This is a genomic window from Methylobacterium oryzisoli, assembly GCF_046557895.1.
Lineage (GTDB): Bacteria > Pseudomonadota > Alphaproteobacteria > Rhizobiales > Beijerinckiaceae > Methylobacterium > Methylobacterium oryzisoli.
The window spans coordinates 1-11,178 of the sequence record NZ_JBKIBX010000080.1; the positions used below are offsets into that span (position 1 = coordinate 1).

The 11,178-nt window shown below is 71.4% G+C and carries 12 protein-coding genes and 1 other RNA gene; 7 read left to right on the plus strand and 6 right to left on the minus strand.

Features of this window, described 5'->3' with window-relative positions:
- The 5 genes from ACKUB9_RS33265 to ACKUB9_RS33285 form a co-directional block, all read right to left on the minus strand.
- The coding region (locus tag ACKUB9_RS33265) for a TRAP transporter substrate-binding protein (protein ID WP_407530817.1) at positions 1-1,014 on the minus strand (1,014 nt) is incomplete at its 3' end.
- A 465-nt stretch (positions 1,015-1,479) separates the two neighbouring features.
- Positions 1,480-2,379, minus strand: a complete 900-nt coding sequence (locus ACKUB9_RS33270) for an NAD(P)-dependent oxidoreductase (RefSeq protein ID WP_407530819.1) — start codon at positions 2,377-2,379, stop codon at positions 1,480-1,482.
- Positions 2,370-3,398: a transketolase family protein gene (locus ACKUB9_RS33275; protein ID WP_407530820.1), complete on the minus strand. Its 1,029-nt coding sequence runs from the start codon at positions 3,396-3,398 to the stop codon at positions 2,370-2,372. The genes ACKUB9_RS33270 and ACKUB9_RS33275 overlap by 10 nt, the downstream gene beginning before the upstream one ends.
- Positions 3,395-4,252, minus strand: a complete 858-nt coding sequence (locus ACKUB9_RS33280; RefSeq protein ID WP_407530822.1) for a transketolase — start codon at positions 4,250-4,252, stop codon at positions 3,395-3,397. The genes ACKUB9_RS33275 and ACKUB9_RS33280 overlap by 4 nt, the downstream gene beginning before the upstream one ends.
- A 16-nt stretch (positions 4,253-4,268) precedes the next feature.
- On the minus strand, positions 4,269-5,018 hold the full coding sequence (locus tag ACKUB9_RS33285) for an SDR family NAD(P)-dependent oxidoreductase (RefSeq protein WP_407530824.1): 750 nt from the start codon (positions 5,016-5,018) through the stop codon (positions 4,269-4,271).
- A 287-nt stretch (positions 5,019-5,305) separates the two neighbouring features.
- On the opposite strand from ACKUB9_RS33285, the gene ACKUB9_RS33290 reads away from it, so the two are divergent.
- Entirely contained in the window at positions 5,306-5,749 is a 444-nt protein-coding gene (locus ACKUB9_RS33290; RefSeq protein WP_407530826.1) for a PaaI family thioesterase, read from the plus strand.
- A 19-nt stretch (positions 5,750-5,768) separates the two neighbouring features.
- On the opposite strand, the gene ACKUB9_RS33295 is transcribed toward ACKUB9_RS33290, so the two are convergent.
- Complete coding sequence (locus ACKUB9_RS33295) at positions 5,769-6,791, minus strand: alpha/beta fold hydrolase (protein WP_407530827.1); 1,023 nt, start codon at positions 6,789-6,791, stop codon at positions 5,769-5,771.
- Between the two features lie 65 nt (positions 6,792-6,856).
- On the opposite strand from ACKUB9_RS33295, the gene ffs reads away from it, so the two are divergent.
- The 6 genes from ffs to ACKUB9_RS33325 form a co-directional block, all read left to right on the plus strand.
- Positions 6,857-6,953: signal recognition particle sRNA small type (ffs, locus tag ACKUB9_RS33300), an RNA gene on the plus strand.
- Between the two features lie 60 nt (positions 6,954-7,013).
- Complete coding sequence (locus ACKUB9_RS33305; protein WP_407530829.1) at positions 7,014-8,927, plus strand: DNA polymerase III subunit gamma/tau; 1,914 nt, start codon at positions 7,014-7,016, stop codon at positions 8,925-8,927.
- Between the two features lie 52 nt (positions 8,928-8,979).
- Positions 8,980-9,303: a YbaB/EbfC family nucleoid-associated protein gene (locus tag ACKUB9_RS33310; RefSeq protein ID WP_407530831.1), complete on the plus strand. Its 324-nt coding sequence runs from the start codon at positions 8,980-8,982 to the stop codon at positions 9,301-9,303.
- A 287-nt stretch (positions 9,304-9,590) separates the two neighbouring features.
- A complete protein-coding gene (gene recR, locus ACKUB9_RS33315; protein WP_407530833.1) occupies positions 9,591-10,196 on the plus strand; it encodes a recombination mediator RecR in 606 nt (201 codons plus the stop codon).
- A gap of 95 nt (positions 10,197-10,291) precedes the next feature.
- On the plus strand, positions 10,292-10,807 hold the full coding sequence (gene def / locus ACKUB9_RS33320; RefSeq protein WP_407530835.1) for a peptide deformylase: 516 nt from the start codon (positions 10,292-10,294) through the stop codon (positions 10,805-10,807).
- Between the two features lie 16 nt (positions 10,808-10,823).
- Positions 10,824-11,178 (plus strand): methionyl-tRNA formyltransferase (locus ACKUB9_RS33325; RefSeq protein ID WP_410824365.1); only part of this gene is annotated, 355 nt, incomplete at its 3' end.

The following is an 11,178-nucleotide window of genomic DNA, read 5'->3' on the forward strand; positions in this document are numbered from 1 at the left end:
GGCCAGTTTGCCGGAGGCGGCTTCCAGGTGGCCCCAGGCCGCGTCGCCGAACTTGGCTTTCCAGTCCTTGTAGAAGGTCGTGCGGCCGAGCGCATCGCGGAACGGCGCCCGATCCACCTCGATGAACTTGATGCCCTTGGCGGTGAGGTCCTGGCGCAGCGTGTCGCTCAGGCGGACGATGTCGGCGCGCTGGTCGTCGGCGGAGCGGTCGAGCTCCCGGGTGACGAGGGCGCGCAGATCCTCGGGCAGGCGCTGGAAGGCGCGCTTGTTGCCGAGCATCCAGTAGCCGTCCCAGACGTGGCCGGTGAGGCTGCAGGATTTCTGCACCTCGTAGAGCCGCGTCGTCGCCGTGATGGCGAGCGGATTTTCCTGGCCCTCGAAGATCTTGGTCTGCAGCGCGGAGTACAGCTCGTTGAAGTTCAGGGGTGCGGCGCCCGCGTCGAGGGCCTTGAACAGCGAGGTCAGCATCGGGGCGGGCGGGACGCGGATCTTGAAGCCCTTGAGGTCCTCGGGCGTGCGGATCTCGCGGGTGGAGGAGGTGATGTGCCGGAAGCCGTTGTCCCAGACCTTGGACACGACCTGGATCGGCGTCTTAGCGATCTGCTCGCGGACGTAGCCGCCGAGGCCGCCGTCCATCGCGGTCCACACGGCCGGGTAATCCTTGAAGGCGAAGCCGGTGTTGGGCAGCGAGGCCGCGGCCACGAAGGTCGCCAGGATCGAGGTCGAGAGGTTGAAGAACTCGACGCTGCCGTTGCGCACCTGCGAGAGCAGGTCGGTGTCCGAGCCGAGCTGGTTGGCCGGGAAGAGCTTGATGTCGAGCCGCCCGCCGGAGGCCTCGCGGATGCGGTTCAGCGCCTCCTGCGCCCGGATGTTCACCGGGTGGGTCGGGTCCTGGCCGGTGGCGAGCTTGTACTCGAACTCCGCCGCGTTCGCGGGCCGGCGCAGGACCGCGACGAGCGGAACACTGGCGGCACCGGCCAGCAGCGTGCGCCGGCTGAGCATGACTGTCGACATGGCGTTCTCCCAGAATTGAGACTGATCGATCGGAGCCGGCTGGCCCGGTCTTGTTCGGACGTGCTCGCGATCACGCCCGAAGATGTTCGGTCGCGGCGAAGAGCGTTTCGGTCAGAACTGCGTGTTTCGAGGCGTCATGCTTCGCAGGTGACGCTTTCTGTATTTTGTTTCTGTTGATTGGAAGGATTTCTCAATCCGAAATCAATCAACAGCCTCTCACATTCAAGAACGAGGCGCGGGCAGCATCCCCTCTCCCGTGTGGGAGAGGGGTAGGGGATCGAAGATCCCGCGTGAGGGTGCCGGAGGGTTCAACAAGTAGTCTGGACGGTACCGCTCCCGGCACGACGCCTGGTGATGAGCTCTGATCCGTTCCGCTCCCCTCACCACGCCGATCGCTTCATTCTGAAGCGTCACACCCTCACCCCTGCCCCTCTCCCACCCGGGAGAGGGGATGCCGCCCCCGCCCTACCCGGCGCCGTTCAGCATCCGGTAGGAGCGGATCACCTGGCTGTCGTCGGCCCCGCCGTCCCCGCGCCCGGAGGTCGCAAGGAAGAGCTGGTGGGCGAGGCTCGCGAGCGGCATCGCCGCCTTCTGGTCGCGCCCGGCCTCCAGCACGATGCCGAGGTCCTTGACGAAGATGTCCACCGCGCTCGTGATGCGCGGTTCGGCCTCCAGCATGCGCGGGCCGCGGTCGCGCAGCATCCAGCTCGCGGCCGAGGAGCCGGACAGGATCTCCAGCACCACCGCCAGGTCGACCCCGACCTTCTCGGCCAGCGACAGCGCCTCGGCGGCCGCCGCGATGTGCACGCCGCACAGGAGCTGGTTGACCGCCTTGACGGTGGCCCCCTGCCCGGCCCGGGTGCCGACGTGGAAGACACGGGTGCCGAGCGCGTCGAGCACCGGCCGCACGGTGGCGAGCACCTCAGGGTCTGCCGCCGCCATGATGGTGAGCGAGGCGCCCTCGGCGCCCACGACCCCGCCGGAGACCGGCGCGTCGACGAAGCGCCGGCCCGTCGCCTCGACCCGGGCGGCGAGCTGCGCCACCGCGTCGGGCGGGCAGGTCGCCATCAGGATCACGGCGGCCTGCGGCGCCAGCGCCGCGAGGGCGCCGTCCGCGAACAGGGCCGCCTCGGCCTGGGCGGCGTTCACCACCATCAGCACCAGGGTGCCGGCCCCCGCGGCGGCCTCCGCCACGCTCCCGGCCGCCGTCCCGCCCGCCGCCGCGAAGGCGCTGCGGCTCTCGGGGCGCAGGTCGTAGCCGCGCACCGCAAATCCCTTGCGGACGAGGTTCCCGGCCATCGGCCGCCCCATCGCGCCGAGGCCCAGGAAGGCCAGGGGAAGCTGGGCGACCGGCTCTAGAGCCATTCGCGGATCCTCCGGGTGACGGCTGCGGTCGAGAGGCCGTAGCGGTCGTGCAGCGTCGGCAGGGCGCCCGCGTCCAGGAACTCGTCCGGCAGGCCGATCTGCCGAAATCCCTTGTCGGGCCGGATGCCGTCGCGCATCAGCACGCCCGCCACCGCCTCGCCGAGCCCCCCGATCACCGTGTGGTTCTCGGCCACCACCACGAGCCGCCCGCCGCGGCGGGCCTCGGCCAGGATCGTCGCCTCGTCGAGGGGCTTGATGGTGGGCACGTGCAGCACCGCGACGTCGACGCGGTCGTCGGCCAGCGCCTGCGCCGCCTCCAGCGCCCGCATGGTCATCAGGCCGGAGGAGATGATCAGCACGTCGCGCCCGTCGCGGATCGTCTTCGCCTTGCCGAGTTCGAAGCGGTAGCCGTACTCGTCGAGGAGGAGGGGCACGTTGCCGCGCAGGAGCCGCAGGTAGACCGGCCCCTGATGCGCCGCCATGGCGGGCACCACCTGCTCGATCTCGTGCGCGTCGCACGGGTCGATGATCGTCAGGTTCGGCAGGCCGCGGAAGATCGCCAGATCCTCCGTCGCCTGGTGGCTCGGCCCGTAGCCGGTGGTGAGACCGGGCAGCGCGCAGGCCATCTTGACGTTCAGGTTCTCCTCCGCGATCGCCAGGCAGATGAAGTCGTAGGCCCGGCGCGCGGCGAAGACCGCGTAGGTGGTGGCGAAGGGCATGAAGCCCTCGCGGGCCAGCCCCGCCGCGGCGCTGAACAGCAGCTGCTCGGCCATCCCCATCTGGTAGAAGCGGTCGGGATGTTTTTGCGCGAAGATGTGCAGGTCGGTGTACTTGCTCAGGTCCGCCGACAGGCCGACGATGTCGGGCCGCTCCTCGGCCAGCGCCGCGAGCGCGTGGCCGAAGGGCGCCGCCTTGGTGCGCTGCCCGGGGGCGGCGAGCGAGGCGATCATCGCCGAGGTGGTGAGCCGGGGCCCGCCCTGCAGCAGGTGCGTCGGCCTCTCGTACTTCGAGCGTCTCATTCCGCCCTCCCCTCGGACAGGATCGCCAGTGCCTGCTGCCATTCCGCCGCCTCGACGCGCAGGAAGTGGTTGCGCTCGCGGGCTTCGAGGAACGGCACGCCCTTGGCCATGGTCGTGTCGCAGATGATGATCCGGGGCTTGGGCTCCGGATGCGCCTTGGCGGCGTCGAAGGCCGCGACCAGCGCGTCGATGTCGTTGCCGTCGACCCGCTGCACGAACCAGCCGAAGGCCTCGAATTTCGGGGCCAGCGGCTCGAAGTTGAGGACGCCCGTCGAGGGACCGTCCGCCTGCATGCCGTTGACGTCCACGATGCCGATCAGGTTGTCGAGCTTGAACGAGCCCGCCGACATCGCGGCTTCCCAGGTCGAGCCCTCGTCGAGCTCTCCGTCCGAGAACATGTTGTAGACGAAGGACTTGGAGCCCTTGCGCTTGAGCCCAAGGGCGAAGCCGACCGCGATCCCGAGCCCGTGCCCGAGGGAGCCGCCGGTGATCTCCATGCCGGGGGTGTAGGCCGCCATGGCGGACATCGGCAGGCGGCTGTCGTCGCAGCCGTAGGTCTCCAGCTCGTCCTCCGGCAGGATGCCGGCCTCGATCAGCGCCGCGTAGAGCGCGATGGCGTAGTGCCCGATCGAGAGCAGGAAGCGGTCCCGGTCCTCCCATTCGGGATCCTCGGGCCGGTAGGTCATGGCGTGGAAGTAGGAGACCGCGAGCACGTCCGCGATCCCGAGCGCCTGGGCGATGTAGCCCTGGCCCTGCACCTCCCCCATCCGCAGCGCGTTGCGGCGGATGCGGTAGGCCCGCTCGGGGAGCGAGACGTTCGATCGCTCCCGGGTTTGGCCTTGAGCCGTCGACATGGGGTTCCTCCCGCCGTCAGTGGATGAGCATGCCGCCGTTGACGTCGATCACGGCGCCGGTGGTGTAGGCGGAGAGGTCGCTGGCCAGGAACAGGCAGGCCTTGGCGACGTCGTCGGCGACGCCGAGGCGCGCGAGCGGGATCCCCTTGATGATCTCGGCCTTGAGCTCGTCGGTGAGCTTGCCGCCGGTGATGTCGGTCTGGATCAGGCCGGGCGTCACGGCGTTGGCGCGGATGCCGTCGGGGCCGAGCTCGCGGGCCATCGCCTTGCACAGGCCGAGCACGCCGCCCTTCGCCGCGCTGTAGTGCGGCCCGCCGAAGATGCCGCCGCCGCGCTGGGCCGAGACCGACGACATGCAGACGATCGAGCCGGATTGTTGCGCCCGCATCTGCGGGATCACCGCCTGGCTCATGTAGAGCGTGCCGCGCAGGTTCACGTCCGTCACCGCGTCGTAGTTCTCAGGCGCGATGTCCATGATCTTGAGCGGCTGGGTGATGCCGGCGTTGTTGACGAGCACGTCGATGCGCCCGAAGCGCGCCACCACCTCGTCGGCGGCGCGCTGGCAGGCGGCCCGATCGACGACGTTGCAGGCGAGGCCGAGATGGCCGGGGCCGATCTCGCGGGCCGCCGCCTCGGCCTGGCCCGCGTCGAGATCGAGGATGACGACCCGGCCGCCGTGCTCGGCGAAGAGGCGGGCCGTGGCGCGGCCGATGCCGCGAAGGGATGCGGCGCCCGTGATCAGGCACACCTTGTCGGACAGAAGCACAGTAACCCTCCCTGTCGCGGATCGACCGCGTTCGCATGGCGAACGGGAGGGGTCGGGCGGGTCTCGCCTCGCTCCGGCTCTCCGGCACAGGGGCCGGGGCGTTTCCTCGCGTTCTCGTTGGGAGCACCGTGCCAGCCGGGATGCGGGGCGGCAAACGCGCATTTTGCAGCCAGTGATGAATTGGATTCACCTTTGTCCCGGCCCGGCTTGCCTCGCGATCCCGCTCTCGGCCATGGTCCGGCAGCCCGGAAGCCCGCGATGAGCCAGACCGCGATGAGCCTACCACGATGAGCCAGCATGAATTCCGCGACCCCGACGCGGCGGCGCGCGTGCGGGACAGCTTCGCCCGCCAGGGCCTGATGGCCACCCTGGGGGCGGAGCTGATCCTGATCGCGCCGGGCCGGGTCGAGATCGCCCTGCCCTACCGGCCGGCGCTGACGCAGCAGAACGGCTATTTCCACGCCGGCGCCACTGCGGCGATCGCCGATTCGGCCGGCGGCTACGCCGGCTTCACGCTGTTTCCCGCCGGCACGAACGTGCTCACGGTCGAGTTCAAGCTGAACCTCGTCGCCCCGGCCGAGGGCGAGCGGCTGGTGGCGTCGGGCGAGGTGATCCGCGCAGGCCGCACCCTCACGGTCTGCGACCTGAAGGTCTACGGCGAGCGCGGCGGGCGCCGGACCCTGTGCGCCGCCGGGATGCAGACGCTGATCCGCGTGCCGGTGCAGGCGTAGGGCGGGACGGGGCGCTGGCTCACGTCCCCGCCAGCTCCTTCAGCAGCGCCTCGTGGAACCGGTCCGGCGCCTCGACCTGGGGCGAGTGGCCGAGGTCGGAGAATTCCACGAGCTTCGCGTCCGGGATGCGCCGGGCCGCCTCGGGGCCGAGCTGGTCGTAGCGGCCGAGGGTGCGGGCGAGGTCGGCGGGCGCGCGGTTGGCGCCGGGCGCGGTGCGGTCCTTGCCGCCCACGATCAGCACGGTCGGCACCCGCATCCGCTCGAACTCGTGCACCACCGGCTGGGTGAAGACCATGTCCGAGGTCTGGGCCTGATTCCACGCCACCCGCTCGGCGCCCGGACCCGCGTAGAGCCCGGCCTGCATCTGCACCCAGCGATCGTAGTCCGGCTTCCACTGGCCGTCGTAGTAGAAGCGCAACTGGTAGGCCTTGATGCTCTCGGCCGTGGTCTTGCGCTCCTGCTCGTAGTTCTTCTCGATCGTCTGGTAGGGCACGCCCTTCGCCTGCCAGTCCTCCAGCCCGAGGGGATCGACCATCACCAGCTGGTCGACCGCCTCCGGGAACATCAGGGCGTAGCGGGCGGCCAGCATGCCGCCCATGGAGTGGCCGATGATGGTCGCGCGCGGGATGCCGAGGGCCTGCAGCAAGCCGCGCGTGTTCGTGGCGAGCTGCTGGAAGCTGAACTGGTAGCCCTGCGGCTTCGTGGACTTGCAGAACCCGACCTGATCGAGGGCGAGCACGCGGTAGCCGGCCTTCGCCAGCACGCCGATCGTCGCCTCCCAGGTGGCGGCGCAAAAATTCTTGCCGTGGAGCAGCACGATCGTGCGACCGTTCGCCGGGCCGGCCGGCGCCACGTCCATGTAGGCCATCGTCAGGCCCTGGCCCTGCGAGGTGAGGCCATGGCGGCGCACCTCATGGGGATAGTCGAAGCCTTCGAGTTCGGGGCCGTAGGTCTCGGCGGCGCGGGCGGACCCGGGCAGGCCCGGGACGGCGCCGAGAAGGCTCGCCGCGAGGGCGAGGCGGAGGGTGGGGCGGAGCGTCATCGGGGTCCTCCGTGGGGGGCAACCCCGCGCTTGCGTTTCCGGGGCCGCCCGCTCATATAGGCGCCGGGAGGTTGGCGGGGGACGTTTCACTCGCCAACCGGGTCAGGTCCGGAAGGAAGCAGCCCTAACGAGAACGAGCGGGTTCTCGTCCAGCCTCCCACCCCTCGCCACGAGCGCGTGCGCCGGGCCTCGCGGCCCGGCCCGCCTCCCGATGCTCAGCGCATGGACGAGACCTCCGGCACGCCCTCGACCGACGAGCCGGGTTTCCCGGGTTTTGCGGCGCCGCGTCCCCCGACGCCCTCCGCCCCAACGCCCTACCGGGTGCTGGCGCGCAAGTACCGCCCCAAGGATTTCGACGACCTGATCGGCCAGGGCGCGATGGTGCGCACGCTGGCGAACGCCTTCGAGGCCGGGCGCATCCCGCAGGCCTGGATGCTCACGGGCGTGCGCGGGGTGGGCAAGACCACCACCGCCCGCATCCTGGCCCGCGGCCTCAACTACGCGCTCGCCGACGATCCGAAGGCCGGGCCGACCATCCGCATGCCGGGGCTCGGCCTGCACTGCGCGGCGATCATGGAGTCGCGCCACATCGACGTGCTGGAGATGGATGCCGCCTCCCACACCGGCATCGACGACGTCCGCCAGATCATCGACGGCATCCGCTACGCGCCCGTCTCGGCGCGCTACAAGGTCTACATCGTCGACGAGGTCCACATGCTGTCCGAGAAGGCGTTCAACGCCTTCCTGAAGACGCTGGAGGAGCCGCCGCCGCACGCGAAGTTCGTCTTCGCCACCACCGAGATCCGCAAGGTCCCGGTCACCATCCTGTCGCGCTGCCAGCGCTTCGACCTGCGCCGCGTCGAGGCGGGCGCGCTGATCGCCCACCTGCAGCGCATCTGCGAGGCGGAAGGTGTTGCGGCCGAGCCCGAGGCGCTCGCCGCCATCGCGCGGGCGGCGGAAGGCTCGGTGCGCGATTCGCTCTCGCTCCTCGACCAGGCCATCGCGCACGGCGCGGGCCGCGTCGCGGCCGAGACCGTGCGCGACATGCTGGGCCTCGCCGACCGGGCGCGGATCATCGACCTGTTCGAATCCTGCATGCGGGGCGACGCGGCCGCGGCCTTCGCGGAACTGCGCGCCCAGCACGAGGCCGGGGCCGACCCCTCGGTGGTGCTCCAGGACCTCGCCGAGTTCACCCACCTCGTCACCCGCCTCAAGGTCGCCCCCGACACCGCGCGGGCCGACACGGGCCTGAGCGAGGCCGAGCGCGGCCGCGGCGGCGATTTCGCCGACCGGCTCTCGATCCGCGCCCTGTCGCGGGCGTGGCAGATCCTGCTGAAGGCCATCCCCGAGGTGCAGGCCGCCCCCCGCCCGCTCGCCGCGGCCGAGATGGCGCTGGTGCGCCTGATCTACGCCGCCGACCTGCCGACGCCCGACGAGGCGCTGCGGCAGGTCAGGGAGGGCGGCGCCCTCCCGGGAGCCGCGCCCGCCCGCGCCGCGCCGACCTCGCCGTCGGGCGGGCCGGCGGCGCTGCGGGCCTTGCCGGACCCGCGGCCGCTGCCCGAGGCGCGCGCCGTGCCGGACCTCCGCGCGCTGCCGGAGGCGCGGGCGGTCCCGGAGGCCCGCCAGTTGCCGGAGGCCCATGCGGCCCCGGACGTCCGCCAGGAGGCCGCCCCGCCCCGCCCCGCCGCCCGACCCGCCGCGGCGGAGCCGGGAATGCGTCTGCGCCGCTTCGAGGACGTGGTGGCCCTCGCCGACGCGCAGCGCGACATCACCCTCAAGATCGCGCTCGAACGCGACGTGCATCTCGTGCGGTTCGAGGACGGGCGCATCGAGTTCCGCCTCGCCGAGGGCGGGCGGGCGACCCTTCCCAACGACCTCGCCCGCGCCCTCGACCTCTGGACCGGCCGGCGCTGGGTGGTGGCGCTCTCCCGCGAGGCCGGGGAGCCGACGCTCGCCGCCCGCGCGAAGGCCGCTCTGGAGAGCCGCCACCAGGGCGCGGCGAGCCATCCGCTGGTCCAGGCCGTGCTGAAGGGGTTTCCCGGCGCCCAGATCATCGACGTGCGCGAGAAGGCGTCGGAGCCGGAGGACGACGCGCCGCCGCCGCCGCCCCCCGAGGAGCCCGAGGCCGACCTGTAGCGGGATCGCGCGCGGCGCCCCACATTGAGAGCGAGACACGCGAGGACACGCCATGCGCGACATCATGGGGCTGATGAAGCAGGCCCAGGCCATGCAGCAGAAGATGACCGACCTGCAGGCCGAGCTCGACACCGTCGAGGTCTCGGGCGCGGCCGGCGGCGGCGCCGTCGCGGTGACGATGACCGCCAAGGGCCTCGTGAAGGGCGTGACCGTCGACCCCTCGCTCCTCGTGCCCGACGAGAAGGAGATCCTGGAGGATCTGATCGTCGCCGCCGTGAACGACGCCCGCCAGAAGGGCGAGCGCGCCGCCCAGGAGCGGATGCAGGAACTCACCAAGGACCTGCCGCTCCCGCCCGGCATGAAGCTGCCGTTCTAAGCGAATTTTTTGTTGGGTCCTGCGCACATCCGCCGCGTGCGGCGCGGGGAGCGCGGGAACCCCTCTCCCGTGCGGGAGAGGGGCAGGGTGAGGGTCCCGGGAGGGAGCCGCAGTGAGGCTGAACGCTGCCGGTGCCAGCACCACAGTCAGAGTTTCACCCTGACCCGTTCCGCTCCCCTCACCACGCTCCCCGCTTCACTGCGGCTCTACCTGGACCCTCACCCCTGCCCCTCTCCCGCACGGGAGAGGGGATCCCGCGATCGATCCTTCACCCGGACAGAAGTGCCATGCCGCAAGCCGTCGCCGGTCCGGAGATCGAGCGCCTGATCCAGCTCCTGGCCCGGATGCCGGGCCTCGGGCCGCGCTCGGCCCGGCGCGCCGCGCTGCAGCTCATCAAGAAGCGCGAGACGCTGCTGGCTCCCCTCGCCGAGGCGATGCGGGTGGCCTCGGAGCGCATCGTGGTGTGCCGCGAATGCGGCAACGTCGACACCTCCGACCCCTGCACCATCTGCCGCGACCACAGCCGCGATCCCTCGATGCTCGTGGTGGTGGAGGATGTCTCCGACCTCTGGGCGCTGGAGCGCTCGGGCGCCGTGACGGCCCGCTACCACGTGCTCGGCGGCGTGCTCTCGGCCCTCGACGGCGTGCGGCCCGAGAACCTGAACCTCGCGCGCCTCGTCGAGCGCGCGAGCGTACCGGAGATGAAGGAGATCATCCTGGCGCTCAACGCCACCGTGGACGGCCAGACGACGGCCCATTACGTCACCGAGCTCCTCGGCCACCTGCCCGTGAAGGTGACGAAGCTCGCCCACGGCGTGCCGGTGGGAGGCGAACTCGACTACCTCGACGAGGGCACGCTCTCGGCCGCCATCCGCCAGCGCACGGCGTTCTAGCGCCCGGGTCTTTGAGGGATTTGACCGGACCCGGGCGAATCCCTATCTCGGGACTTCAGCGGCGCCCCCCGGCCCGACACGGTTCTTCACGCGACATGACCATCCGTCCCCTCGTCATCCTTCCCGACGCGCGCCTGCGCGAGGCCTCCGCGCCGGTCGGCACGATCACGGGCGAGGTGCGCAAGCTCGCGGCGGACATGCTGGAGACGATGTACGACGCCCCCGGCGTCGGCCTCGCCGCCATCCAGATCGGTGTGCCCACCCGCATGGTCACGATCGACACCTCCAAGGAGAAGGAGGCCCGCACCCCCCTCGTGCTGATCGACCCCGAGATCGTCTGGTCGTCGGAGGAGACCCGGGTCTACGAGGAGGGCTGCCTGTCGATCCCCGACTACTACGCCGAGGTGACGCGGCCCGACCGCGTGCGGGTGCGGTTCCGCACCCTCGACGGCGAGACGGTGGAGCAGGAGGCCGACGGGCTGCTCGCCACCTGCCTGCAGCACGAGATCGACCACCTCAACGGCGTGCTGTTCATCGACCACCTGTCGAAGCTCAAGCGCGACCGGGTCGTCAAGAAGTTCGCCAAGGCGGCCAAGCGCGAGGCCGCCTGAGGGCCGGACCGCCGCCATGTCCCTCAAGGTCGTCTTCATGGGCACCCCGGACTTCGCGGTGCCGACGCTGGCCGAGATCGTCGGCGGCGGCCACGAGGTCGTGGCGGTCTACACCCGCGCGCCAGCGCCGGCCGGGCGCGGCATGGCGCTCAAGCCGTCCCCCGTGCAGGCGCTCGCCGAGCGCTTCGGCCTGCCGGTCCTGACCCCGGCGACGCTGCGCACCGCCGAGGCGGCCGAGACCTTCCGGGGCCATGGCGCGGACGTCGCCGTGGTGGTGGCCTACGGCATGATCCTGCCGCCCGCGATCCTCGACGCGCCGCCGCTGGGCTGCCTGAACCTCCACGCCTCGATCCTGCCGCGCTGGGGGGGGG

Excerpts from the sequence above, each read along its gene's own strand:
- ACKUB9_RS33270 (WP_407530819.1), bottom strand. The coding sequence starts at position 2,379 with ATGGCTCTAGAGCCGGTCGCCCAGCTTCCCCTGGCCTTCCTGGGCCTC.
- ACKUB9_RS33275 (WP_407530820.1), bottom strand. The coding sequence starts at position 3,398 with ATGAGACGCTCGAAGTACGAGAGGCCGACGCACCTGCTGCAGGGCGGG.
- ACKUB9_RS33280 (WP_407530822.1), bottom strand. The coding sequence starts at position 4,252 with ATGTCGACGGCTCAAGGCCAAACCCGGGAGCGATCGAACGTCTCGCTC.
- ACKUB9_RS33290 (WP_407530826.1), top strand. The coding sequence starts at position 5,306 with ATGAGCCAGCATGAATTCCGCGACCCCGACGCGGCGGCGCGCGTGCGG.
- ACKUB9_RS33295 (WP_407530827.1), bottom strand. The coding sequence starts at position 6,791 with ATGACGCTCCGCCCCACCCTCCGCCTCGCCCTCGCGGCGAGCCTTCTC.
- ACKUB9_RS33305 (WP_407530829.1), top strand. The coding sequence starts at position 7,014 with ATGGACGAGACCTCCGGCACGCCCTCGACCGACGAGCCGGGTTTCCCG.
- ACKUB9_RS33310 (WP_407530831.1), top strand. The coding sequence starts at position 8,980 with ATGCGCGACATCATGGGGCTGATGAAGCAGGCCCAGGCCATGCAGCAG.
- recR (WP_407530833.1), top strand. The coding sequence starts at position 9,591 with ATGCCGCAAGCCGTCGCCGGTCCGGAGATCGAGCGCCTGATCCAGCTC.
- def (WP_407530835.1), top strand. The coding sequence starts at position 10,292 with ATGACCATCCGTCCCCTCGTCATCCTTCCCGACGCGCGCCTGCGCGAG.